The sequence below is a fragment of the Streptomyces brasiliensis genome (genome assembly GCF_014647875.1).
GTDB lineage: Bacteria > Actinomycetota > Actinomycetes > Streptomycetales > Streptomycetaceae > Streptomyces > Streptomyces brasiliensis.
Window position 1 is genome coordinate 369,324 of record NZ_BMQA01000001.1, and the last position, 22,823, is coordinate 392,146.

Annotated in this window: 21 protein-coding genes; 13 read left to right on the plus strand and 8 right to left on the minus strand. The window is 72.1% G+C overall.

From position 1 onward, the window contains the following. The first annotated feature begins 24 nt into the window (after positions 1–24). The 3 genes from sthA to IEZ19_RS01695 all read left to right on the plus strand — a co-directional run bounded on the left by sthA (position 25) and on the right by IEZ19_RS01695 (position 4,070). Positions 25–1,431, plus strand: a complete 1,407-nt coding sequence (sthA, locus tag IEZ19_RS01685) for a Si-specific NAD(P)(+) transhydrogenase (RefSeq protein ID WP_189309130.1) — start codon at positions 25–27, stop codon at positions 1,429–1,431. A 189-nt stretch (positions 1,432–1,620) separates the two neighbouring features. After that, the gene (locus IEZ19_RS01690; RefSeq protein ID WP_189309131.1) at positions 1,621–3,093 is read left to right on the plus strand and encodes an APC family permease; all 1,473 of its coding nucleotides are present in this window, start codon (positions 1,621–1,623) and stop codon (positions 3,091–3,093) included. A 17-nt stretch (positions 3,094–3,110) separates the two neighbouring features. After that, a complete protein-coding gene (locus tag IEZ19_RS01695) occupies positions 3,111–4,070 on the plus strand; it encodes a hypothetical protein (RefSeq protein ID WP_189309132.1) in 960 nt (319 codons plus the stop codon). A gap of 9 nt (positions 4,071–4,079) precedes the next feature. Here the strand turns inward: IEZ19_RS01695 and nicT are convergent, their stop codons facing one another. Beyond that, positions 4,080–5,240, minus strand: coding sequence for a Nickel transporter NicT (gene nicT / locus IEZ19_RS01700; RefSeq protein WP_189309133.1), 1,161 nt, complete (start codon positions 5,238–5,240; stop codon positions 4,080–4,082). 302 nt (positions 5,241–5,542) lie between these two features. Between nicT and IEZ19_RS01705 the strand changes: the two genes are divergently transcribed. The 3 genes from IEZ19_RS01705 to IEZ19_RS01715 are packed head-to-tail and all read left to right on the plus strand — an operon-like array spanning position 5,543 to position 7,499. Continuing rightward, positions 5,543–6,205 carry a DedA family protein gene (locus tag IEZ19_RS01705; RefSeq protein WP_189309134.1) on the plus strand — a complete coding sequence of 221 codons (663 nt, stop codon included), beginning with the start codon at positions 5,543–5,545 and terminating at the stop codon, positions 6,203–6,205. Continuing rightward, on the plus strand, positions 6,202–6,804 hold the full coding sequence (locus tag IEZ19_RS01710) for a phosphatase PAP2 family protein (protein WP_189309135.1): 603 nt from the start codon (positions 6,202–6,204) through the stop codon (positions 6,802–6,804). Before IEZ19_RS01705 ends, IEZ19_RS01710 begins: the two co-directional genes overlap by 4 nt. Then, entirely contained in the window at positions 6,801–7,499 is a 699-nt protein-coding gene (locus IEZ19_RS01715; RefSeq protein WP_189309136.1) for a phosphatase PAP2 family protein, read from the plus strand. Before IEZ19_RS01710 ends, IEZ19_RS01715 begins: the two co-directional genes overlap by 4 nt. 9 nt (positions 7,500–7,508) lie before the next feature. Here the strand turns inward: IEZ19_RS01715 and prcB are convergent, their stop codons facing one another. After that, a complete protein-coding gene (gene prcB / locus IEZ19_RS01720) occupies positions 7,509–8,366 on the minus strand; it encodes a proteasome subunit beta (protein ID WP_189309137.1) in 858 nt (285 codons plus the stop codon). 132 nt (positions 8,367–8,498) lie between these two features. Then, on the minus strand, positions 8,499–9,446 hold the full coding sequence (locus IEZ19_RS01725; RefSeq protein ID WP_189309138.1) for a lysylphosphatidylglycerol synthase domain-containing protein: 948 nt from the start codon (positions 9,444–9,446) through the stop codon (positions 8,499–8,501). Between the two features lie 170 nt (positions 9,447–9,616). On the opposite strand from IEZ19_RS01725, the gene IEZ19_RS01730 reads away from it, so the two are divergent. Further along, entirely contained in the window at positions 9,617–10,000 is a 384-nt protein-coding gene (locus IEZ19_RS01730) for a BlaI/MecI/CopY family transcriptional regulator (protein WP_189309139.1), read from the plus strand. After that, positions 9,997–10,890: a M56 family metallopeptidase gene (locus IEZ19_RS01735; RefSeq protein WP_189309140.1), complete on the plus strand. Its 894-nt coding sequence runs from the start codon at positions 9,997–9,999 to the stop codon at positions 10,888–10,890. The genes IEZ19_RS01730 and IEZ19_RS01735 overlap by 4 nt, the downstream gene beginning before the upstream one ends. A gap of 117 nt (positions 10,891–11,007) precedes the next feature. On the opposite strand, the gene IEZ19_RS01740 is transcribed toward IEZ19_RS01735, so the two are convergent. Both IEZ19_RS01740 and IEZ19_RS01745 read right to left on the minus strand, forming a co-directional pair. Next, on the minus strand, positions 11,008–13,350 hold the full coding sequence (locus IEZ19_RS01740) for a glycoside hydrolase family 65 protein (protein WP_189309141.1): 2,343 nt from the start codon (positions 13,348–13,350) through the stop codon (positions 11,008–11,010). Beyond that, positions 13,347–14,087, minus strand: coding sequence for an HAD family hydrolase (locus IEZ19_RS01745; protein ID WP_189309142.1), 741 nt, complete (start codon positions 14,085–14,087; stop codon positions 13,347–13,349). Before IEZ19_RS01745 ends, IEZ19_RS01740 begins: the two co-directional genes overlap by 4 nt. Positions 14,088–14,197: 110 nt before the next feature. On the opposite strand from IEZ19_RS01745, the gene IEZ19_RS01750 reads away from it, so the two are divergent. Next, a complete protein-coding gene (locus tag IEZ19_RS01750) occupies positions 14,198–14,881 on the plus strand; it encodes a nucleoside/nucleotide kinase family protein (protein WP_189309143.1) in 684 nt (227 codons plus the stop codon). 3 nt (positions 14,882–14,884) lie between these two features. Here the strand turns inward: IEZ19_RS01750 and IEZ19_RS01755 are convergent, their stop codons facing one another. Then, the gene (locus IEZ19_RS01755) at positions 14,885–16,714 is read right to left on the minus strand and encodes a hypothetical protein (protein WP_189309144.1); all 1,830 of its coding nucleotides are present in this window, start codon (positions 16,712–16,714) and stop codon (positions 14,885–14,887) included. Between the two features lie 172 nt (positions 16,715–16,886). On the opposite strand from IEZ19_RS01755, the gene IEZ19_RS01760 reads away from it, so the two are divergent. From IEZ19_RS01760 to IEZ19_RS01770, 3 genes are all read left to right on the plus strand, one after another. Next, on the plus strand, positions 16,887–18,596 hold the full coding sequence (locus IEZ19_RS01760) for a phospholipid carrier-dependent glycosyltransferase (RefSeq protein ID WP_189309145.1): 1,710 nt from the start codon (positions 16,887–16,889) through the stop codon (positions 18,594–18,596). 87 nt (positions 18,597–18,683) lie between these two features. Then, a complete protein-coding gene (locus IEZ19_RS01765) occupies positions 18,684–19,631 on the plus strand; it encodes a MurR/RpiR family transcriptional regulator (RefSeq protein ID WP_189309146.1) in 948 nt (315 codons plus the stop codon). Positions 19,632–20,048: 417 nt separating this feature from the next. Next, positions 20,049–20,429 carry a hypothetical protein gene (locus tag IEZ19_RS01770; protein ID WP_189309147.1) on the plus strand — a complete coding sequence of 127 codons (381 nt, stop codon included), beginning with the start codon at positions 20,049–20,051 and terminating at the stop codon, positions 20,427–20,429. Positions 20,430–20,566: 137 nt separating this feature from the next. Here IEZ19_RS01770 and IEZ19_RS01775 read toward each other — a convergent pair whose 3' ends face one another. Next, positions 20,567–21,181 carry a peptidoglycan-binding domain-containing protein gene (locus IEZ19_RS01775; protein ID WP_189309148.1) on the minus strand — a complete coding sequence of 205 codons (615 nt, stop codon included), beginning with the start codon at positions 21,179–21,181 and terminating at the stop codon, positions 20,567–20,569. Between the two features lie 56 nt (positions 21,182–21,237). Continuing rightward, positions 21,238–22,089: an ATP-grasp domain-containing protein gene (locus IEZ19_RS01780; RefSeq protein ID WP_189309149.1), complete on the minus strand. Its 852-nt coding sequence runs from the start codon at positions 22,087–22,089 to the stop codon at positions 21,238–21,240. Positions 22,090–22,243: 154 nt separating this feature from the next. On the opposite strand from IEZ19_RS01780, the gene IEZ19_RS01785 reads away from it, so the two are divergent. Beyond that, positions 22,244–22,816, plus strand: coding sequence for a MarR family winged helix-turn-helix transcriptional regulator (locus tag IEZ19_RS01785; protein ID WP_189309150.1), 573 nt, complete (start codon positions 22,244–22,246; stop codon positions 22,814–22,816). The last annotated feature ends 7 nt before the right edge of the window (positions 22,817–22,823 follow it).

Consider the following 22,823-nt stretch of genomic DNA (forward strand, 5'->3'; position numbering starts at 1 on the left):
GCACGACCTGACAGACTCCGGCGGATGCCTGACTTCGACTTCGACATCCTTGTCATCGGATCCGGACCCGGCGGCCAGAAGGCCGCCATCGCCGCGGCCAAACTCGGCCGCAGGGTCGCCGTCGTCGACCGCCCCGACATGGTCGGCGGGGTCTCCATCCACACCGGCACCATCCCGTCCAAGACGCTGCGCGAGGCGGTGCTCTATCTCACCGGTCTCACGCAGCGGGACCTGTACGGGCAGAGCTACCGCCTGAAGGACGACATCACCGTCGCCGACCTGACCGCGCGCACCCAGCACGTGGTCGGCCGCGAGGTCGACGTCATCCGCAGCCAGCTCTCCCGCAACCACGTGTCCCTGTACGCCGGTACGGGCCGCTTCGTCGACCCGCACACCGTCGCCCTGCGCGAAGTCACCGGCCACGAACGGCTGCTGAGCGCGGAGCACATCGTCATCGCCACCGGCACCCGACCGGCCCGCCCGGACAGCGTGGAGTTCGACGGGCGGACCATCATGGACTCGGACAACGTGCTCTCGCTGGAGCGCGTGCCGCGTTCCATGGTGATCGTCGGCGCCGGGGTCATCGGCATGGAGTACGCCTCCATGTTCGCCGCACTGGGCAGCAAGGTGACGGTCGTCGAGAAGCGTCCGGGGATGCTGGACATGTGCGACGTCGAGGTCATCGAGTCGCTCAAGTACCACCTGCGCGACCTCGCGGTGACCTTCCGCTTCGGGGAGACCGTCGCCGCCGTCGAACGCCATCAGAACGGCACGCTCACCGTCCTGGAGAGCGGCAAGAAGATACCGGCGGACACGGTGATGTACTCCGCCGGCCGGCAGGGCCTCACCGACGAACTCGACCTGGGCAAGGCCGGGTTGACCGCCGACCGACGCGGCCGGATCACCGTGGACGAGCACTACCGGACCGAGGTCCCGCACATCTACGCCGTCGGCGACGTCATCGGCTTCCCGGCGCTGGCCGCGACCTCGATGGAACAGGGCCGGGCGGCGGCGTACCACGCCTGCGGGGAGCCCGTCGGGCAGATGCACAACCTCCAGCCGATCGGCATCTACACCATTCCGGAGATCAGCTTCGTCGGCCGGACCGAGGACCAACTCACTGAGGACCGTGTGCCGTTCGAGGTCGGCATCGCCCGGTACCGGGAGCTGGCCCGGGGTCAGATCATCGGCGACTCCCACGGCATGCTCAAGCTGCTGGTCTCCCCCGAGGACCGCACACTCCTCGGCGTGCACTGCTTCGGCACCGGCGCGACCGAGCTGATCCACATCGGCCAGTCGGTGATGGGCTGCGGAGGCACGGTCGACTATCTGGTCGACGCCGTCTTCAACTACCCGACGCTGGCCGAGTCGTACAAGGTCGCGGCCCTCGACGCCACCAACAAACTGCGTCAGATAGACCGCCTCGGATAAGCGGTTGTTCATCATTGCAAGGTCACGGCTGGCGCTATCATCACACCCACACTCGGTGTAACCGTCCGCCGACACAGGGCTGAACGGTGTCTGCCACCCCTTTTGTTCTCCTCACCGGCCCCTGACCCAAGGCCACCCCTCTCCGGGTTGGGACGGTTCGACAACCCCCCACCGGAAAGCAGCGCGCGCATGAGCAACAGCAGGGGCCGAGGGCTGCAGGCCAATGCCCTGGGAACGTTCGACACCGTGGTCATGGCCGTCGCGGGCAGCGCTCCGGCGTACTCGCTGGCCACGGCCACGGCGGTCCTGGTCGGCGCGGTCGGACTGGCCAGTCCCGCGGCCCTGTTGTACTGCGCGGTTCCGATGCTGGGCATCGCGCTGGCGTTCAGCTATCTGAGCCGGATCGACGTGAACGCGGGCGCGAGCTACTCATGGGTGGGCCGCACCCTGCACCCGTTCCTCGGCTTCATCAGCGGCTGGGCGCTGGTGGTGTCGGCGACCATCTTCATGGTGGCGGGCTCCCTGCCCGCAGGGTCGATGACCCTCGCGCTGTTCGACGAGCAACTCGCCGACGACACCGCCCTGTCGACGGTGGTCGGAGCCGCGTGGTTCCTGCTCATGGTGGGCGTCGTGCTCGGCGGCGCCCGGCTCACGGTGCGCGCGCAGTTGCTGATGTCCGGCGTGGAGCTGGCGATACTCGCGCTGTTCGCGGCGCTGGCCGTCGTCCACGGCGGAGGGGCCCACGCGTTCGACTGGTCGTGGCTGGGCTTCGGCCAGTTCGACGGACTGCCCGGATTCGCCTCGGGCGCGCTCATCGCCGCGTTCTACTACTGGGGTTGGGACGTCACCAGCAACCTCAGTGAGGAGACCCGCAACAGCCGCCGTACGACCGGGCTGGCGGGCCTGATCGGCATCGGCGTCGTCTTCCTGCTGTTCGAGGCGTTCACGATCGCGGTGAACATCATCCTCACGTCGTCGCAGATCTCCTCGAACGAGGCCAACATGCTGGCCGTGCTGGGCGAGGAGGTCTGGCCGGGCTGGGGTGGCAAGCTGCTGATCGTCGCCGTGATGCTGTCCACCATCGCCACTCTGGAGACGACGCTCATCCAGGTCACGCGCTCGCTGTTCGCGATGGGCCGGGACCGTACGATGCCGTCCGCCCTGGGCCGGGTGCACCGCACCTGGAACACTCCGTGGGTGGCCATCGCCGTGGTGGGCGCGGTAGCGCTGGTGATGTTCATCGCCTCCAACGCGCTGGGCACGGTGGGCGACATCCTGTCCGACGCCATCTCCGCGATCGGGCTGCAGATCGCCGTCTACTACGGCCTCGCGGGCCTGGCCGTGGTCGTCGCCTACCGCAAGATGCTGCTGAAGTCGGCGGCGAACTTCCTGTTCGGCGGCGTCTGGCCGCTGTTCGGCGCCGCGTTCATGTTCTGGACCTTCGTCGAGTCGCTGGGCGAGCTGAGCGCCGCCGCCGTCACGATCGGCATCGGCGGCCTGGCCGTCGGACTGGTCCCGATGCTCTGGTACTGGCGGCAGGGCAGCGACTACTACCGGCCGGCGAAACTGGACGCCAGCCGGACGATCGAGACGGCGTACGTCCCCGACGACCTGGCAACCGCGCAGTCCCGTGTCCACGAGGGCCTCCCCACCGACTTCTGATCCGAGGGGACCCCCCGATGGCGCGAGACCGCTTCGCCCCCGACTTCGATCCCGACTGCGGGGACGCGCTCCTGACCTCGGCCCGGCACGACATCGTGATCGGCCGCTGGCAGGGCCTTCGGGACCTGCTGCGGGCCACCGGTGCCGACTGGCTCTCACGGGGGCACCGGGTACGGACGCTGGCCCAGGCCTGCGCGCGCAGTACGACGGTGGAGTCCTGGCTGGCCGCCGAGCCGCGCAGCGCCGACGCCCTGGCGCTGTGGGCGGCGACCGAGACGGCCCGGGCCTTCACGCTGGCCATCGCCGCGGGCCGGGGCATGCCGATCGACCGGGACCGTATCGACGCCGCCGTCCTCGCCTGCCTCCAGGCCACGGAGGCCTGGCCGGACGACCCGACACCGTGGATCTCCCTGATCTCGGTGGCGCGGCTGTACCCGTCGGGCGTACGGCGGCAGGAACTGGCGCGCTGGTGGGACGAGTTGCACCGGCGCGACGCCTACAGCGTGGAGGGCCACCTCCAGGTGCTGCACTACTACTCCGCACGCTGGCACGGCACCCACGGCCTGATGTACGACTTCGCGCGCGACGCGGCCGGTGTCGCGCCGCCCGGCTGTGGGCTTCCGGTGCTCGTGCAGTACGCCCGGGTCGAGGAGTACCGCTACGCCCTGGACAGCGCGAAGGGTCAGCACTCCGCGATGGGGCTGGGCCAGCACTGGGACAACGACGGCGCCGTGGGCGACGTACGCCGTACCTGGCACCGCTGGATCACGGCCCGCGACGACGCGGTCGTGGCCCCCGGTGAGCTGCGGGACCTCAACCACCTCGCGCACGCGGCCTGTCTGGCGGGTACGGCGGACATCGCGGCGTCGCTGCTGCGGATGATGGGGCGCCGGGCGACGCGGACTCCGTGGTCGTACACCGGGGACCCGGAGAAGCAGATGGTCAAGTGGCGCAAGGAGCTGGGGCTGCGGGGGTGAGGAGGCCGGTCACTCCGCCGGCTGTTCGGCGGGCTCGGCGAGGCCCGCCGTCCACTTCTCCTCGATGCGGCCGACCTTCCACACCAGCAGGGCCACGATCCAGGTGGCGAAGAAGAGACCCACGATGACGAATCCGACGACGTTGAGGTCGAGACCGCTCACCCGGTCCCAGAAAGGACCGTGCAGCCGGAGCTTGTCGGCGAGGAGGCCGAGCAGTTCGACAGTGCCGATGATCAGGGCGACGGCGACGGACAGGCCGGTGATCGTGAGGTTGTAGTAGACCTTGCGGACCGGCTTGGAGAACGCCCAGCCGTAGGCGAAGTTCATGAACGAGCCGTCGATCGTGTCCAGGAGGGACATGCCGGCGGCGAACAGCACGGGCAGGCAGAGGATCGCGTACCAGGGCAGGCCGGAGGCGGCACCGGAGCCGGCGAGCACCAGCAGGGCGATCTCCGTCGCCGTGTCGAAACCGAGGCCGAAGAGCAGGCCCAGCGGGTACATCTGCCACGGCTTGGTGATGGACTTCATGACGCGGCCGAGGAGGCGGTTCATGAAGCCCCGGTTGTCGAGCTGCTCCTCGAGGGCGGCCTCGTCGAAGTGGCCGGCGCGCATCCGGCGGAACACCTTCCAGATGCCGGCCAGGATGACCAGGTTGAGCGCGGCGATGACGTAGAGGAAGGCCCCGGAGACGGTCGTACCGATGACGCCGGTGACGTCGTGGAGCCGGGAGTTGTCGTCGCGGACCGGGCCGGCCAGTGTCCTCATGCCGAGGGAGAGCAGCAGCGCCAGCCCGAAGACGATGCTGGAGTGGCCGAGCGAGAACCAGAAGCCGACCGAGAGCGGCCGCCGTCCCTCGCTCATCAGTTTGCGCGTGGTGTTGTCGATGGCCGCGATGTGGTCCGCGTCGAAGGCGTGCCGCATGCCCAGCGTGTAGGCGGTCACGCCGATGCCGACACCGAAGGACTTCGTGCCGATGCTGTAGTGCTCCGGCGCGACGATCGCCACGAGGGTGAACCAGCCGATGACGTGCAGGGCCAGCACGAAGGCGGTCATGCCGCCGACCCTGACCCACTCCTGCCGCGTCATGGAGCCGCGGACGCGGCGCCAGGCCGAGGGCTTGGCCTCGGCCCGGGCGGGGAGGGGCGGAGTGGGGTCAGGGGCGGCCGTCATGGTGAGGGTCTTTCGCTCGTGCGGTGGCGCGTGCGCGGCTGCACCGGGCAGCCTCGCGCCATCTTTCCGCACTTGCAAGTCGATCGCAGTAATGGCGGGTAAAGGCGGGTGCAGACCTTGCCCATGGGCGGGAAAAACGGCGACGACGGCGCAACCCGAGCCGGGGTGCGGCAGTTTCACACGGGGAACCCGGCACCCCTCTCGATCGTCTACAGTTCAGTAGACCGTCTACACCTATGTAGTCGAGGGTCGGGTGCCGTTCCGTGGGCCCGGCACACCCGGACGAAAGGGCGCGCGCGACGATGACCACCCCCCTGCACCTGGCGTCGCAGCTCGCCGTCAATGTGCTGGACGCCCACTCGCTGCTGGCCGCCTTCGGCGTGCTGGGCGTCGGTGTGGTGATGTTCGCCGAGACGGGGCTGCTGATCGGTTTCTTCCTGCCCGGCGACTCCCTGCTGTTCACGGCGGGACTGCTGTGCACCGGCACGGCCACCGGGGGTGTGCGTCTGTCGCTGGCACCGCTGCTGATCGCGGCCGCGGTCGGCGCGCTCGCCGGCTCGCAGTGCGGGTATCTGCTGGGCCGCAAGGCGGGCGGCGCGCTGCTCAACCGCAGTCGCTCGGCCCGGCTGCACGAGGGCGCCGAGCGTGCCGAAGTGCTGCTGGAGCGGTACGGGTACGCCAAGGCGATCGTGCTGGCCCGCTTCGTCCCGGTGGTCCGCACGGTGCTCAACCCGATGGCCGGCGCGCTGGGCGTACCCGCGCGGACGTTCACCCTGTGGCAGGCGGTCGGCGGCCTGGTGTGGAGCGTCGGACTGACCCTCGCCGGGTACGCGCTGGGCGCGTCGATCCCGAACGTCGACAAGTACCTCCTGCCGGTGATCGTCCTCATCGTGGTCGTGTCGCTGCTGCCGCTGGTCGTCGAGGTGCTGCGCTCCCGCCGGGCCGCCAAGGAGGCCCGCGGATGATCCTCGCCTTCCGGGCCGCGGCGCTCGACGGACCCGCCTACACGGACGTGGTGCGACTGGCGCACTCCTCCCCCGACTGGCTGGACGACTCGGTGACGGTCTGGTCGGCGTACGGACTCGCCGTGTTCGCACTGCTCATGACCGTGGGCTGGTGGCGGGCGCGCCGGGTGAGCCCGGTGGCGGCCCTGACGGCGCTGGCCGTTCCGCTGTCCGTGGTGGCGGCGTTCGCCGTCGACGCCGGGCTGAAACTGCTGGTCCGTGAGGACCGGCCGTGCCGCGGCCTCGGGGCGAGCACGCTGGCGGCGTGCCCGGCGCCGGGCGACTGGTCCTTCCCGAGCAATCACGCGGCGGTCGCGGCCGCGGCGGCGGTGGCCCTGTTCTTCGTCTCCCGCCGGCTCGGCGCCGTCGCCGTCGTGGCGGCCTCGGCGATGTCGGTCTCCCGCGTCTGGATCGGCGTCCACTATCCGCACGACGTCGTGGCGGGCGTCGTCGTCGGGGCCCTCGTCGCCCTCCTCTCGATGCGGGTGCTGCGCCGGTGGCCGCGGGACCTGGCCGGGCGACTGGCCGCGACCCGGCTGCGCCCGCTGCTGGTGTCATGAACCGCAAGGGCGTCGCCGAACTGGCGGGCAGCGTCGGCCTCGGCGCGTGGACGGCGTTCGGGGTGCTGGCCCTGGTCGTCGCCGGCGGGCACGGCTCCCCGCTGTACCTGGACGACGGCCTGTTGACCTGGTCGGCCGGCCACCGCCCGAGCCTGGCGGTGGCCGTGGCCCGCGGCCTGACCGCCACCGGGACGGGGATCGTTCCCTACGCGCTGGTTGTCCTCGCCGGCCTGGTCGCGGGACGGACCCCGCGCGAGCGGGCGGCAGCCGTGCTGCTGGGCGGCGTCTGCCTCGGCGCGGGCCAGGGGGTGCGGTACGGCGTGATGGAACTGGTCGCACGGGCCCGCCCGCCCGAGTCCGGCTGGCAGACGCATGCCTCGGGCTGGTCCTTCCCCTCCGGCCACAGCACCACGGCCGCACTGACGGCCGGCCTGGTGATCCTCGCGATCACCGTGCGCGCCCCGCGCGGCGGACGGCTGCTGTGCCTCGCCGTCGGCTGCTGGGGCGCGCTCGTCGGACTGACCCGGGTCTATCTCGGCGTGCACTGGTTCACCGACGTGATCGGCGGCTGGCTGTTCGCCGTCGGCTGGCTCGGCGTCTGCCTGTGTGCGGCGGCGTGGTGGCTGCCCTCGCGGCTGCTCACCGGCGGGGCTCCGGTGGACGAAGAAGCACGTGGCGGACGGGATCACGCCTGACCCACCGGCTCACGGAGCGGCGTGGGGCCCGTCCGGGCGGCTCCGGCGTTGCTCGACCATCTCCCCGCTCAGCTCCGCCGTCTCCGTCTCGGGGAGGCGTTCGAAGCCGTCGCCGGTGATGACCGAGACGATCGGGAAGATCCGGCGGCCCACGTCGGGGCCGCCGGTGGCCGAGTCGTCGTCGGCCGCGTCGTACAGCGCCTGGAGCGCGGCCAGGGCGGCCTCGCGCCGGGACATGCCGGGCCGGAACAGCTTCTTCAGGGCGCCCCGGGCGTACGGGGAGCCGGAGCCCTCCGCGTGGAACTCCGCCTTCTCGTACAGCCCGCCGACCACGTCGAAGCTGAAGATGCGGCCGCGCTCCCCTTCGGGCGCGGCGGGGTCGTAGCCCGCGAGCAGGGGGACCACGGCGAGGCCCTGCATGGCCTGGCCCAGGTTCTGCCGGATCATCGTGGCGAGCCGGGTCGCCTTGGCGTTGAGGGTCATGGGGATGCCCTCGATCTTCTCGAAGTGCTTCAGCTCGACCTGGTAGAGCTTCACCATGTCGATCGCGAGCCCCACGGAACCGGCGAAGGCCACCGCTGTGTAGTCGTCCGCGGGGTGCACCTTCTCCAGGTCGCGCTGGGCGATGAGATTGCCCATGGTGGCCCGGCGGTCGCCGGCGATCAGCACGCCGTCGCGGTAGGCGAGGGCGAGGACCGTGGTGCCGTGCGGGACCTGGTCCGGGTCGGCCGGTACGCCGTGCGGCAAGGGGCTTCGGGTCGGCAGCAGGCCGGGCCGGTGCGCGGCCAGGAAGTCGGTGAAGGACGATGAGCCCGGGGTGAAGAACTCCTCCCCGAGCCGGCCGTCGCCGGTGTCGCTGTCCGCCATGGCGCTCCCCCTCGTGCGTCGGTGGGCTGTCGGCTCCGGTCCGAGCCTTCACTGAAGCGACTCCTACCAGAAGCGGGCGCGCGGGAAACGCTCTCCGACGCACGGGACCACGACCTTGCGACGCTCTCCGCCTCACACCGCCTTGCGCCGCACCAGCACTCCGAGCACCAGCAGTCCCGGGACGAGCGGCAGCCACACGGTCAGCAGCCGGTAACCGAGCACGGCTGAGGCGGCCAGGGCGGCAGGTGCCCCGGAGGCGGTGAGGGCCAGGGCGAGGACGGCGTCGAGCGAGCCGAGTCCGCCCGGGGTGGGCAGCAGGGCGGCGGCGCTGCTGGCGGCGAGGTACAGCAGGGCCACCTCGGCCGGGGGCAGGGGCAGTTCGACGGCCTGGGCGACGGCGATCAGCACCAGGGAGTGCAGCGCGGCGAAGGCCAGCGAGCCGCCCCACAGGGCCGCGGTGCGCGGCGGGCTCGTGTGCACGGCCCGGATGTCGGCGAGCACGGCGGTCACGGCCTGCCTGCACCTGGGGCCCAGGCGGCTGTTGAGCACGACGGCCACCATCGCGGCTGCGGCGAGGACGACGACGGGAGCGGCCGGCGGGACGTGCGGAACACGCAGCAGTCCTGGGCAGGCCGGGGCGAGCGCGGCGATCAGCATGCACCGCGTGAGCGCGCCGGCCGTGGCCTTGACGGCGAGCGCGCTCGCGGAGCGTCCGGCGGGCAGCCCGCACCGCATCAGGAACCGCAGGTTGACGGCGCCCGCGCCGACTCCCGCGGGCAGCAGATGGTTGGCGGCGGAGGCGGCGAACTGGGCGGCCACCAGACGCGTACCGGGCAGCCGCCGGGCGACCGCGCCCTGCTGGGCGAGCGCCGAGGACATCCAGGTCGCGACGGCAGCCGTGGCGGCCACCAGGAGCCAGCCCTGGTCGGCGACGGCCAGCCGCACGACCCCGGTGTGCACAGCGGGCCAGTGCCGCAGGGCCAGATACACGGCGCACACCAGGACGGCGAGGCAGAACGCGCTGTGCCAGTAGGCCCGTCTGCGGCCCACGGCGACGGCGAGCTGCGCCGGGGACGTCATCGGCACCCCCCTCACACTCCTACATCATGTAGGGTCTCGGACACCCTACAGCCTGTAGTACCGAGGGTGGGAGTCGGGAAAAAACACGGTCAAACTAGCCTATTTCGCCCAGATTTGCCGTGCCGACACCTCCGCGCGTCGTACGGCCCTACGCGCTGTAAGGTTGCCTCATGGCTGGCACGGATTCCCGCGGCAGGGTGGAGCGGCGCAGCGCCGGGGAGCTGGAGAGCGAGGTGCTGGCCTCGCTGTGGGCGACCGAGCGTCCGCTGACGCCGGCCGAGATCCAGGCGGAGATCGGCGGCGGTCTCGCCTACAACACGGTGCACACCATCCTGAAGCGCCTGTACGACAAGGGACTTGTGCTGCGCGACGCGGACGGGCGCCGCGGCGCGTACCGGCCCGCGAAGAACGCGGCCGAGCTGACCGCCGAGGCCATGCACGAAGCGCTGGACCGCGGCCCCGATCCGATCGCCGCCCTCCAGCAGTTCGTCTCCGGGCTCAGTCCGGAGGAGGAGCGGGCGCTGCGCGATCTGCTGGGCAGGGGCGGCCTATGAGGTTCGACGTCTACACGCCGCTGCTGCTGTCGCTGCTGCTTCCGGTGATCAGTCCGGCGATCGGCAGGAGGGTCGCACCGGCGCTGGCCGCGCGCGTGCTGACCTCCGCCGCCGTACTCACAGCGGCGGCCACCACGTGGTCACTGGTGCTGCTGGCCACCGCCCTGCTCGGCGACGCGCCGCCCGTGGTCCGCGAGGCGCGGGAGAACGGACGGCCGTTGGCCGATCCGGTACCGGAGGTCATCGGGATCGCGGCGGGCGTGGCCCTGGCCGTCGTGATGTGGCGCGTGCACCGGGCCGTACGCGCCGAGCGCGGCACCCGGCGGGCGCTGCGCCGGCTGTGCGCGGGGCATCCGGCGGACACCGAGCTGATCGTCGCCGCCTCCCCGGTGCCGCAGGCGTTCGCGATCCCCGGCAGCCCGGGCCGGATCCTGGTCACCTCGGCGATGCTGTCCGCGCTGGAACCGCCGGAACGCCGGGTGCTGTTCGCCCACGAGCGGGCCCATCTGACCCACCGGCACGGCATCCTGGTGACCGCGGCGACTCTGGCGGCCGCGGCCAATCCGCTGCTCGGTCCGGTCCGCGCCGCCGTGACGTTCCTGGTGGAGCGCTGGGCCGACGAGCAGGCCGCGGACTCGGTCGGCGACCGCGGGACCACCGCCCGCGCCCTGGCCCGGGCCGCGCTCACCGCGGGCCGCGCCCGGCCGGCCTGTGCCCTGAACTTCACGGACCGCGCAGTCACCCGCCGGATCGCGGCCCTGCAGACGCCGCCGCCGCCGCGCCTGTGGTCCGCCGCCGCGGCCGTCCTCGCCCTGGGCACGCTCCCGGCCCTGCTCGCCGTCGATGCCACCGGCGACCTGTTCGGCCTTCTCGGAAGCGTGCTGGCGTAATCGCGGATCAGCCTCCGTTCGGTGCTCGGCGCAGAACTGTTCCGGGGCGTGCCGGCGTAACCGCCGGTACGTGCCCGGTGCAGGGCCTGCTCGGACACGTAGCGGCCCAACCGCTCGTCAGCCCCCGTTCGGTGCCCGGTGCAGGGGCTGATCGGGGGTGGGGCGCGGCTTCGGCGGTGGCACCGTGCGGATGACCGGGCCGTCCGTGCTCACGGTCACCGGCTCCCCGTGGTGGTGGAGCGTGAGCGGCGGGCCGTCCAGGAGCGTGTACGCCGCCTTGTCGGCGTGGATCTCCACGCGCAGCCGGCGGCCCAGGAGCTGCAGGCTGAAGGCGAGACGGCTGAAGCGCTCCGGCAGCCGCGGCGCGAACCGCAGGCCGTCGTCGTGCCGGCGCATCCCGCCGAAGCCCGCCACCAGCGCCATCCAGGTACCCGCGAGGGACGCGATGTGCAGTCCGTCGCGGGTGTTGTGCTCCAGGTCCTGAAGGTCCATCAGGGCGGCCTCGGCCGCATACGCGTAGGCCAGCCGCAGATGGCCCGCCTGGGCGGCGATCACCGCCTGGCAGCACGCCGACAGCGAGGAGTCCCGCACCGTCAGTGGCTCGTAGTAGGCGAAGTTGCGGGCGACGTGCTCCTCGTCGAAGAACGCGCCGCACGTGTACATGGCCAGCACGAGGTCGGCCTGTTTGACGACCTGCTTGCGGTAGAGGTCGAAGTAGGGGAAGTGCAGCAGCAGCGGGTACTGGTCGGGGCGGGTGCCCGCGAAGTCCCAGGGCTGGTAGCGGGTGAACCCGGCGTGCTGTTCGTGCACCCCGAGCTCGCGGTTGTACGGCAGGTGCATCGCCTCGGCCGCGTCCCGCCAGGCGGCGCTCTCCTCCGCGTCCACACCGAGCCGGGCTGCCTGGCCGGGGTGGCGTTCGACGGCACCGGCGGCGGCGAGCAGGTTCGCGCGGGCCATCAGGTTCGTGTACGTGTTGTCGTCGGCGACCGCGCTGTACTCGTCCGGGCCGGTGACACCGTCGATGTGGAACGCGCCGTGCTGGTCGTGATGGCCCAGCGAGCGCCACAGTCGGGCGGTCTCCACGAGCAGTTCGACACCGGTGTCGCGCTCGAAGTGCCCGTCCCCGGTGGCGGCGACGTAGCGCACGACGGCGTCGGCTATGTCGGCGTTCACATGGAAGGCGGCGGTGCCCGCGGGCCAGTACGCCGAGCCCTCCGAGCCCTCGATGGTCCGCCAGGGGAACGCGGCGCCGCCCAGGCCGAGCTGGGTCGCGCGCTCCTGGGCCGCCGGCAGGGTGCTGTGCCGCCAGCGCAGTGCCTCGGCGACGGCCTCGGGCGCGGTGTAGGTCAGGACGGGCAGCACGAACATCTCCGTGTCCCAGAAGGCGTGTCCGTCGTAGCCGGAGCCGGTCAGGCCCTTGGCGGGTATGGCCCGCCGTTCGGCGCGGGCGCCGGCCTGCAGGACGTGGAAGAGAGCGAAGCGCACCGCCTGCTGAATCTCCTCGTCGCCGTCCACCTCGACGTCGGCGCGGGTCCAGAAGTCGTCCAGACAGTCGCCCTGCTCGTCGAGGAGGCCCTGCCAGCCGTCGTGCGCGGCGGCCGCGAGGGCCGCGTCGACCTGGTCGCTCATCGCGGGCAGCGAGCGCGTGCCGGACCAGCCGTGCGCGACCAGCTTCTCCACCCGCAGCCGCTGTCCGGGCTCCAGGACGGAGGTGACCGTGAGCCGGGCCACGTCGGCGGAACTCTCGCTGCGGGTCGTGGTCCGCCCGGGCCCGTCCACCACGTGGTCGGCGGCCACGGCCACGCGCAGTCCGCTGCGCCGGGTGCGGTGCACGAGCCGGAGCCGGTGCCCGGACGCGAAGTGCTCCTCCGCCTCCAGCGGTGACTGGAGCGCCACGGCCGCGCGCGGGTCGCCGTTCGGCTCCGGCAGCTGCTCGTTGGCGACCAGCTCCGACTGGATCACCACCCGGGTGCGCCGGCCGACGGCCTCCACCTCGTAAGCCACAGCTGCCACGGCCCGCTGGGTGAGCGAGACGAGGCGGGTCGAGCGCACCCGGACCGTGGAGCCGGCCGGAGAGGTCCATTCGCACGTCCGTTCCAGGACGCCGCGACGCAGATCCAGGATCCGCTCATGGGAGACGAGACGGCCGTAGCGCAGGTCGAACGGCTCGTCGTCGACCAGCAGCCGCAGGATCTTGCCGTTGGTGACGTTGATGACGGTCTGGCCCGACTCCGGATAGCCGTAGCCCGCCTCGGCGTACGGCAGCGGGTGCAGTTCGTGCACGCCGTTGAGGTAACTGCCGGGCAGTCCGTGGGGTTCGCCCTCGTCGAGGTTGCCCCGCCAGCCGATGTGCCCGTTGGACAGGGCGAACACGGACTCGCTCTGGGCCAGGACGTCCAGGTCGAGTGCCGTCTCCCGCACGGCCCACGGCTCCACGGCGTACGACCGGTCGGTGATCACTCCTTGCCTCCCAGTTCGGCGAGATCCCGTACGACCACGTCGGCGCCGTGCGCGTACAGGGCGTCGCCCTGTCCGGCGCGGTCGACGCCGACGACGTATCCGAAAGCGCCGGAGCGCCCGGCGTCCATTCCCGCCAGCGCGTCCTCGAACACGGCGGCCTGCTCCGGCCGTACGCCGAGATCGCGGGCGGCGGCCAGGAAGGTGTCCGGGTGCGGCTTGCCCGGCAGCCCGCGTTCGGCGGCGACCACGCCGTCGATCCTGACGTCGAAGAGGTGCTCGGCTCCGATCGCGCGCAGCACGTCACGGGTGTTGGCGCTGGAGGAGACGATCGCGGTCCGCAGACCGTGCGCGCGGACGGCCTCGATGTAACGCAGCGTGCCCTCGTACGGTGCGACGCCCCCGGTGCGGATCTTCTCCAGGAGAAGGTTGTTCTTACGGTTGCCGAGGCCGTGGACGGTCGCGGCGTCCGGCGGGTCGTCGGGCTGCCCCTCGGGCAGTTCGATGCCGCGGGAGGCGAGGAAGGTGCGCACGCCGTCGGCGCGGGGGCGGCCGTCGACGTACTCGTCGTAGTCGCGCGCGGCGTCGAACGGGCGATAGTCCTCGCCGTCCCGTTCGCGCAGGAACGCGTCGAACGTGTCCTTCCACGCGGCGGCGTGCACGACGGCCGTCTTGGTGACGACCCCGTCCAGGTCGAAGAGGCAGGCCAGGATTTCGTCGGGCAGACCGAGCTCTGTCATACCCCGCACTGTTCCCCACCGGGCGGGGCTTCAGAGGGTGGCGCGGGCCACATCGGGCGTATTTCTCGACGAAATCACACCCGTCGTCGCTGGGTGTCACACTTTCCTGTGTGCCGCTGACCTTCGACGACCTCCTCCTGCGCGCCCGTTCCCTCACCGAGGGCGGGCGGCGCGCGATCCTCGGGATCGCCGGCAGCCCCGGCGCGGGCAAGACGACACTGGCCGCGCATCTGGTGCGCGAGCTGAACCGCTCCGGTACGCCGTGGGTCGCGCACGTCCCCATGGACGGCTTCCATCTCGCCGACGTCGAACTGGACCGGCTCGGCCGCCGCGACCGCAAGGGCGCCCCGGACACCTTCGACGCGGCGGGCTACGCGGCGCTGCTGGGCCGGCTGCGCGAGGAGACCGACGAGGTGGTGTACGCCCCCGGCTTCGAGCGGGTGCTGGAACAGCCGATCGCCGGGGCGATCCCGGTGCCGCCGGAGATCCGGCTCGTGGTGACCGAGGGCAACTACCTGCTGCTGCAGACGGGTTCCTGGGCGCGGGTACGGCCGCGGCTCGACGAGGTGTGGTTCTGCGAGACCGACGAGCCGGAGCGGATCCGCCGGCTCGTGGCCCGGCACGAGGAGTTCGGCAAGGACCACGAGTCGGCGGTGGCCTGGGTGCTGGGCACCGACCAGCGCAACGCCGACCTGATCGCGGCCACCCGGGACCGGGCCGGCCTGATCGTCCCGGACTCGGCGCTGCCCACCCCGTACGAGCCGATGGGGACGCAGACGACGAAGGCTTCGTGATTCTCAGACGGACAGCGTCAGTTCGGGCTCGCCGTACCGGTCACCCGAAGCCTCTCCGATCACGGCCGTGAACGCCTCGGTACAGACGGTCAGGCCTCCCTCACTTTCGTCGAAGGCCGGGGCGAAGGGGCCGCCGGGGCCGTACCGCACGGCGAACACATGCAGCCCGTCCGGGGCCTCCGGGACCGGATCCGCCTCGACGGCGGTGGAGCTGACGAGGTGGCGCCAGCCCTCGTCCGGGTTGCCGAAGACGCGCGGGTCGGCGGCGAGCGCGAACGCCGCCTGCTCCTGTGTGATTTCGGCACGCGCGTCGAAGTGTTCCGCGTCTTCGACGGCGGGATGCGTCAGCCGCAGGCCGCCAGCGGACACCACCTCGGCCCGTGCCGTCCTGCGCACGCGGTCGCCGTCGTCCTCGGCGTACGGCAGCCCGGCCAGCAGGTACGGCGCCCCGCCGAGCCGTTCCAGGGCCACCGTCAGCCACAGCCACGTGCCGTCCGTGACGTACAACGACCGTACGTGCCACAGCACTTGATCGCGTCCGACCACCGGTGTCGTGACCAACTTGGCCGACAGGCCGGCGGTGTTCAGGTCGCGTACCCGGACTCGGCCCGTCGGGCGGCAGTACAGGAAGCCGTCGAGGACCGGGCCGAAGCCGTGCTGTCGGTTGACGGCGGCCGGCAGGAGGTACGTGCCGCCCGCCTCGACGAGCGACGGGGTCATCCTGTCGTCGAAGGCCACCGACACGGTTGCGGACCGGAGTTGGTGCCGGGTGGGAGGCCGTGACGGGGTGCGGTGCCAGCGCGAGGTGTCCTGGATCTGCCAGACCAGCATCCAGGCGAAGTGCCCGTCGAGGCCGCCGTCCGCCCGGGCCGCGTGCCGGGCCCAGCGGGTGTCGCCCCGGTAGCGGCCCAGGTCGGAGCCGATGCGGCCGCTGAAGCAGCGCAGCCCGAGGACCGACTCGAATCCGGAGTGCTGCTCGCTGTAGCGCGGGCCGCCGAGGTCGAAGCCGCCGCCGGTCAGCCGGGCGTCGATGTAGCGGGCCAGCGCGTCGCCGTCCTCGGCGAAGACCTCCTCGCCGCTGACGCGGTGGGCCTGCGCGAGGAAGGAGAGGGAGATCGGGCCGTAGTTGTTGTCGTACGCCCCGCCGTGCTCCGGCGGCAGCAGCGCGCCCCGGTCCCGGGCCCGGCGGGCGCGGATCTCGTCGGCGTACAGAGCGAGGGCCCGTGCGCGCACCGAGTCGCCTTCCTCCGGGGGCAGATGAGGGGCCAGCATCAGGCCGCCGACGACACAGCCGATGGCCTGGTTGCCCGCGTCCTGCGGATTGAAGAAGGTGGCCTCGGTCAGCCAGCGCCAGTAGCCGTGCGCCAGCACGCCGAGTTCGGCGCGCTGTTCGCCGTCGAGGAGCCCGTCGGCCATGTCGAGGAGATCGACCGCCTGGAGCAGCGCCCACACCGTGCTGGGCCAGTCGCCGACCGGGTGCACGCCCGCCTCCAGGACGTAACGGGCGTACGGCAGGCCGGAGTCGCGGATCCGGAGGTTGGGGTAGCCGGGGTTGTCCTCGGTGTACACACGCTCGCGCAGATGGAAGGCGAGGCTGCGGCGCACGGCCTCCGGCAGGCGCGGGTCCTTGCCGCGCTGCCAGGCGAGCGCCAGCAGGGAGGTCACGCCGAGAGAGGTGTCGCCGACGTCGAGGCGGGCGTCGGGGTGTTCGAGGCAGCCCTCGGGCGTCAGCCGGGCCAGGGCCTGCTCCGTGACGTCGGCGAGGACGGCGTCGTACGCCTCCGGCGTGTCCGGGAGGTCGTGCAACGGGCCTCGCTGGTAGGGAAGATACACGGGAGGTCAGCCCCTTCAATCCGGTGGTCGCGGTCCATGGTCAGGGTGACCGAGGTGCGTGGCCGGTTCGACCGTGCCGAGGTGAACTCGAACGGGCCGCGTTGCGTATCCGTGGGTACGGCGGAGGGTCTGCCGGTGCGACTCGTGAAGCGGTGACGGCGCCGCGGGGCGGATGATGGCGCGCGAACTGCACTCGGTCCTCGAACCCGAGGTCCACGACGACGACACGGCCGCGGCACGTGGGGCCGGCGGTCCGCGCGTGTACGCCGTCCTGCGACGGCGGCGGTGGCCGGCACCGGTCCTCGTGGCGCTGCTGCTGACCCAGATGGCTGTGGCCATGGTGACCACGGCGGTGGAGCAGACCCCGACCATCGACGAACCGGTCTACGTGGCCACGGCCACCGACTATCTGCACGAGCACCGGCTGCGCTACAACCCCGAGCACCCACCCCTCGGCAAGCTCGTCGTCGCGGCCGGGGTGGCGCTGGCCGACCCGCGCTACGACGCGTCGTACGCCGGTGACCAGGGCGAGGTGGGGCGGCATCTGCTGTACGAGTCGGGCAACGACCCGTGGCGGCTGATGCTCTGGGCCCGGCTGCCGGTGATCGTGCTGACGCTGCTGTTCGGGCTGGTGGTGTTCGCGTTCGCGCGCGAGATCGCCGGTACGGTGGGCGGGGCGGTGGCGCTCGCACTGTACGCCTTCTCCCCCGACGTCGTCGCGCACGGTTCGCTGGCCACGCTGGACGTGCCGGCGGCCGGTTTCGTGCTCACGTCGGTGTGGCTGGTGTGGCGCGCGCGGCGCCGGCCCCGGCGGTGCCTGCCGCTCGCCGGTATGGCGGTCGGAGCGGCGGTGGCGACCAAAATGAGCGCGCTGCCCGCGCTCCCGGTGCTGATGCTGCTCGCCGTGGTGTCCGCGTGGCACGCGCTCGGTCCCCGGGGACGGGGTGATCGCCGCAGGACCCTGGCTCTGTGCCTCGCGGGGACGGCCGTGGTGGCGGTGGCCGCCGTCGCCGTCGTCTGGGCGTCGTATCTCGTGGTCGATCCCCGGCTGCGCTTCACGCCCGCCGAGGCCGTGCCCGTCGTCCAGGGGCTGCGCGGGCGTCTGGTGGAGCTGCTGCCGTTCCCGCACGCGTACCGGGACGGCATGCGCGTCCAGTTCGGACTGGAGGACCACCCGTGGCAGGGCTATCTGTTCGGACGTCTCTACACCGGCTCGCGCTGGTACTACCTCCCGGCGGCCCTGCTGGTGAAGACGCCGCTGGGCATGCTCGCGCTGTGGGCGGTGGGGGCGGTCGCGGCCGTGGCGGTACGGCGGCTGCGGCCGGCGGCGCCGTACGTGCTGCTCCCGCCCGCCGTGCTGCTGGCGGTGGCGATGGAGGGCGCGCGGGACTTCGGCACGCGGTACGCCGTGTTCGTGCCGATGTTCCTGACGGTCGCAGCGGCCGGTGTCGTGGCCCTGCGGTGGCGGTGGGCATCCGTGGCGACGGCGGCGCTGGTGCTGTTCGTCGCCGTCAGCTCGGTGCGGACGTTCCCCTTCTATCTCCCCTACTCCAACGAGGCGTTCGGCGGACCGGCGAAGACGCATCTGCGGCTGCACGACTCCAACGTGGACTGGGGCCAGGACCTGGGGCGCCTCGCCGACCGGCTGAAGTCCCGGTACCGGGGCGAGCGGATCTGGCTCGTCTACAAGGGCAGCGGTGTGCCGTCGTACTACGGCATCGACGCGCGCGATCCACGCACGGTGCCCGTGAGCGAGGTGCACGGGCTGCTCGTCGTGTCGGACACGTCTGTGGCCAAGGCGCGCGGCAGACTGGCCGAACTGATCGACAGCAGCCGTCCGATCGACGAGGTCGGCCGTTCGATCACCCTCTACCGCCGCTGAACCTGCTGGTCACCGCGGTCAGGGAGGCGGTCCGGGGTGCTGACACACCCCCTGGTCACCACGGTCCGTGAGCTATGTTGAGTCTTCGTGGGAGACAAAGGACGCGCACCGGTTCCATCGCCCCAGCAGGCACGCGCTCAGGCATCCGCGATCACCTCGGGCAAGACCGTGCCGGAAGCCGAGGCCGCGCCGACCTCCCAGCTCAGAGAACTCTTCGACGGACGCGGTCTGTCCCCCGGGCAGCGCCGGATCGCCCAGTACCTCATCGAGCACATCACCGAGGCGGCGTTCCTGTCGATCACCGATCTCGCCGAGCGGGTGGGCGTGAGCCAGCCGTCGGTGACCCGTTTCGCCGCCGCCGTCGGCTTCAGCGGTTATCCCGCGCTGCGCGAGAGGCTCCAGGCGATCGCGCTCAGCACTCTGGCCGGGGGCCCTGGGGCGGCCGAGGTGAACCGCGCGAACGAACTCCAGGCGGCCGTCGACGCCGAGATCCAGAACCTCGAGAACCTGCGCCGGGACTTCGCCGACCCCGACCGGGTCATCCGGATCGGCCGCGAGTTGTCCCTGTCGGCCCCGCTGACGGTGCTCGGACTGCGCATCTCCGTGTCGCTGGCCGAGTACTTCGCCTACGCCGCCCGCCGTATCCACCCCGACGTCCGGCTGGTGACCCGGGGCGGCACCGTGGCCTACGACGCGTTGCTGCAGTCCCGCGAGGCCGGCGGCACCTGGGTGCTGGCGTTCGGGATGCCGCGGCACGCACAGGAGACGCTCACCGCGATCCGGGTCGCGCGCGGCGCGGGGCTGCGGGTCGCGCTGGTGACCGACCTGGCGCTCGGCCCGCTCGCCGACGAGGCCGACGAGACGTTCGCCACCGGCACCGGCTCCCGGCTGGTCTTCGACTCGTACGCCGCTCCCGGTCTGATGTCGGCGGCACTGCTCCAGGCCATGACCGACGCCGACCCCGAGCGCACCCAGGCGCGGCTCGAGGAGTACGAGCAGGTCGCCGAGCAGCACCACTTCTTCCTGAAGGACTGACGTTCTCCGGGAAGGGCCGACGCACCTCGTGCGGACCGGGATCATGGGTCCATTCATGACAGACCGCGCATGAATTTTTTCATACATCTTGCCAAGCGGACGGCATATATAAATACTGCTCACGGATACACCCGGCCTGCTCCGGGCACGTTCCGCATCCACCGACTCACCCCTCGCACCCGCCCCCGAAAGGCCGACGGCCCGCCCATGCGCACGACGCCCCACTCGCCGCGCCGCCCGACGCCCGGGGCACCTGAACGGACACCCGCAGCCGCCGTCTCCTACCCGCGTCGGCGCCGGGGGTGTTCGATCGGGCATCGCCTGCGCGATTCGCCCGTCGCGGCCCCGGTCATCCCCTAGGCCGGGGCCGCCTCCACCCGTCGGACCACCCCGCACGACGCCGCACGACCGGAAGCGATGAGTATGCAAGTGACGACCACGCGCCTCAGCCCGGACTGGCCCCGCCAGGTCAAGACGCCCGGCAGCTACGACTGGGAACGTTCGGCGACCCGGTGGCTGCGCGAACTGGTGCCGGCCCGCTACGCCAGCTACCCCGCGCTGATCCGCCACCCGGTGCTGCTCGCCCGGCACGCGCAGATCCAGGTCCAGCACGAGGTCCGGGTGGCACGGACGGCCCTGCACACGGCGCGGGCCGAACTGCCGGTGCTGGGGCTGCCCGAGTCGGTCATCGAGCACACGATCAAGCTGTACGCGGCCGAGCTGACGCAGCTCCAGCACATCGCCCGCAGCGTCCGCGTCGTCACCGAGGCCCTGGCCGGACACGGCACCGGCCGCTGAACCGGGCCGGCCCGGTCGGTCGCCGTGGCGGTGGAACCAGTACGAGCACGCGCTGAGGACGAGGGCCGGCAGGAAGACGGCGGACAGCACCGGTCCGGGGACGCGGGAGGCGCCCGGCGTTCGAATCCGCCCGCCGGTCAGCCGGTGCCGAGGCTCGTGGGGGACTCCAGCTCCCGGCGCGTGTCGTTGCCGTAGACGCCGGCCTCGTCGCCCCTGATGCCGTACCAGAGCTGGAAGCGTGCGACGGCCTCGGTGAGGACGGTGTCGTAGCGCCCGTCGACCTGACCGTCCCGGTAGACGTCCGGGATGCGCAGGAGTCGCTGCTGAAGTTCGTCGACCCCGGGGCCGGTGTCGCCCTCGCGGAGGGTGCCGGGGCCGTCGGGGTCCGCGGTGGCCGTGGCGGACGGCGTCGGCCGGGCCGGGGTGGCCGCGTCGCCTCCGCCGGGCAGCAGCAGGGCGCAGCCGAAACCGACGAGTGCGGCCGCGATCACGGCCACCGGAGCGGCGGCCCGGCGCGGGTCGGACCTCGCGTCACCGGTGGCGGGCACGCGCGGCAACTCCCGCGTCCGTTCCTCGGCGTCGGGGGTGTCACCCGGATCCCCTGCGGTCGTGAAGGTCTCGTAGCCCTCCTCGTCCTGCCGCACCTCGCGCATCAGTTCCGCGAGGGCGTCGAAGCGGCGGGGGCGCAGGACGCGTACGGGTTCGAGGACGGGACCGCTCTGCGGCTGCTCCGGGTCCGGCGGTGTCGACACGCTGCTCTCCCTTCCGCGTTCCCCGGGAAGGGGTACGGCCGCACGGGGCCGTCGGTTCAGCCCGCCCGCACTCCGTCCCGGTCCGCTGCGAGGAAGCGGCCGAGGGACCCGGTCAGGGCTGCGACGAAGGCGTCCCGTGCCCCGTCGGTCAGCGCGTCCAGGGAGAGATACGGGTTGAGGTCCTCCAACTCGACCAGCAGGAGCCGGCCGTCGGGGGCGCGGCAGGCGTCGACGCGCTGGATGCCGTGGCCGAGGCCGTTCCAGTCGACGAAGGCGCGGGCGAACTCCAGGTCGGCGGCGGTGGCCGCGTACGGCTGAAGTTCCCAGCGCCGGTCGGGGTCGGGGGTGTTGAGGGCGTACTGGAAGTCGTCGTCCACGAAGTAGAAGGACACCTCGTAGGCGAAGTCGATGTGCGGCTGGACGAGGACGGTGCCGTCGGCCAGGCCGGTGAGCCGGTCCGCGGGCAGGATCCGCAGGCCGAGGGAGTCCGCGCCCAGCTTGGGCTTGACCACGTAGCGTTCGGCCGCGGGGAGCAGGTGCAGGTCCTCTGTCCGGTCGACGGTGGGTATGACCGGGAACCCGGCGGCGCTCAGATCGATCAGATACTGCTTGCCGGCCATGTCCGCCTTGCCGGTGAGCGGGTTGTACACCCGGGTCCCGCGCTCGATCGCACGCGCGCGGAAGGCCTCGTACTCCTGCTGGTAGCCGAGAACGGGTCCGCTGTTGCGGACGACCACGGCGTCGAAGCCGTCCATGAGCGCGGCCGCGTCCAGCGGATGGCACAGGGCGAGGTCGAAGTGCTCGCGCAGCCGGGAGGTCAGGAAGACGTCCTCGTCGCCGTACCGGCGCCCGCGAGCCGGGTACGCCAGGTCGGTGACGTAGAGGACGCGGGGGCGGGCGGCGGGCATGCGGATCTCCTCTGGCGACTGGGGTGCGGAAAGGTTACGTCCGGCAGCGGTCACTCCCGCCCCCGGCCCTGGCCTCCGTACAATTTGAGGCCGAACGATCTCCTCGGCCCGAGCCCGGGCGAGGAGTCCCGCTCACCGACCCCCAGGAGCGCCCGTGCCCGGCCAGCGATCCATCACCGAAGCCGAACGGCTCGTCTCGGCGAAGCTCGGCGGCGTGCCGATCCGCCGGGACCAGATGGCGGCCGTGGCCAACATCTACCGGGCGGCCTCGGCGGTCCGGCAGCACCTGGAGAACTCCGTGCTGCGCGGCTCGGACCTGACCTGGACGGCGTTCGTCGTGCTGTGGGTGGTGTGGGTGTGGGGCGAGTCGGAGACCCGGCACGTGGCGGAGGAGGCCGGGATCTCCAAGGGCACGCTCACCGGTGTGGCGCGCACGCTGGAGTCGCGCGGGCTGCTGAGCCGGACCGGGCATCCGGACGACGGCCGGCTGGTCCTGCTGAGCCTCACCGACAAGGGCGAGGAGCTGATGCGGCGGGTGTTCCCTGAGTTCAACGAGGAGGAGGCGTTCGTGACCGCACGGCTCAGCGACGCCGAGTGCCGCAGCCTCGCGGAGAGGCTGCGGCGGGTCGTCCTCCAGGTGGAGGAGCACGGCGAGGAGCGCCGCCGGGGTCTGCTGGACGGTGCCGCGCCCGCGCCGCGCCGCAGCGGGCGGCGGCCCAAGGGCTGACCCCGGC